Genomic DNA, 1608 nt, shown 5'->3' on the forward strand with positions numbered 1-1608 from the left:
TTCAGAGTAGGTTCGGTGTTTGGCGTACTTGTCATTGGTGTTTCCTAAAATCAACTATTCCATATTAGACCTCTCCAAAATAAAAATTTATGCTACAATAAGGATTGATAAACTTAAATTTAGATGGTGATAAGCATGACTTATACATGGACATATTTACAAGAAAATCCGAGGGAAGCCAAGCGGCTTATTGGCATCAGTTATCAAAATTTAATGGAATTAATGGAAATGGCTAAAAGCTTAGATAAAAAACATAGAGAAAAGGTAGAACAGCAAAAAACTAGATTAATTCAAGCTGGGGGAGGAGCTAAACCAAAATTATCTGTAGAAGACCAAATAGTTTTAACACTAATTTACCTTCGTCAAAGTTTAACATTTCAAGTTTTAGGGTTACTTTTTCAAGTGAGTGAATCCACAGCTAATAATATTTTTAACTATTGGCTCAAAATTTTAGAAGATGGACTGCCACCAAGTTTAATTGAACAGGTAAGAAAAAATGAAGAAAATGAAGCTAAATTGTCAGAAATTTTAACAGAATATGAATTAATTGTAGATAGTGCAGAGCAAGAAATACCAAGGCCTAAAGACTATCAGGAACAAAAAAAATTTTACTCAGGTAAAAAGAAAAATCATACTCTCAAAAATCAATTAATTGTCTTACCTCATGGTGCAGATATAGTAGATTTATCAGCGGGAAAAAGAGGGCCGGAAAGCGACATAAATTTGTGGCGAGAGCAACAAGATGTTTTCTCTCAAGAACAAAAATTTTCTGGTGACAAAGCTTATGTAGGAGAGGCTCAAATAAAAACTCCTATAAAAAAGCCTAAGAAAGGAGAATTAACAGCACAACAAAAAGAAGAAAACAAACAATTTTCATCCCTAAGAGTTTGTGTAGAACATGTAATTAGAACGGTAAAAACATTTAGAAGTGCTGGGGATAAATTCCGTTTAAATATCAACAAATATGAATCAGTAATTTCCTTGGTTTGTGGCTTAGTAAGACTACGGATAGGTGCCTTGATTTTAGATGTTTTGAAATTCGATGATAGCACAAGTGAGATGATAATTAATCAACTACATCTTTGGAGCGATTTATTAACAGAAAATGAATGTAACCTTGATTTTTCGTCACTGTAATAAATGTGAGCTTTGCGATCATAAACTTTGAAACGCAAAGCAGACAATTGTTTCAATTTTTGGAGAGGTCTAATTGATAAATTATCGAAATTGGTTGTTAAGACTACCTTTAGCCTCCATATTAATCGGCGGCATTGCAGTTAATTTGCCTCTAATATCAATTAACAATTGACAATTGACAATTGACAATTGGGTTAGAGGCGTGAAACCCTTGATTTTACAGGGATTGCCTTCAAAACATTCTTGTAGTTATTATGGTCGTTTATTGCGACTTGATATAATTGGGAATATCGACCATAATAAAAATGTACGGGCTAATGGCATTCGCCCCTACCAATCACGATGGTAATGTAGGGGCGAATGCCATTCGCCCATACCAATCACGATGGTTTTGCGTAAATTATAGGCATTGAAATTTATTATGGTCATTCATTGCGATTTGATATCAGCCTAGATTCGAGTCAAATAGAG

1 protein-coding gene is annotated in these 1608 nt (G+C 33.6%); it reads left to right on the forward strand.

What is annotated here, in order from left to right:
• Positions 1-135 precede the first annotated feature (135 nt).
• Positions 136-1137: a transposase family protein gene (locus F6J99_RS44860; RefSeq protein ID WP_293123861.1), complete on the forward strand. Its 1002-nt coding sequence runs from the start codon at positions 136-138 to the stop codon at positions 1135-1137.
• The last annotated feature ends 471 nt before the right edge of the window (positions 1138-1608 follow it).

This window comes from Moorena sp. SIO4G3 (assembly GCF_010692305.1).
Classification (GTDB): Bacteria; Cyanobacteriota; Cyanobacteriia; order Cyanobacteriales; family Coleofasciculaceae; genus Moorena; species Moorena producens_A.

Coding starts and splice junctions, on each gene's coding strand:
- F6J99_RS44860 (WP_293123861.1), top strand. CDS start 136: ATGACTTATACATGGACATATTTACAAGAAAATCCGAGGGAAGCCAAG.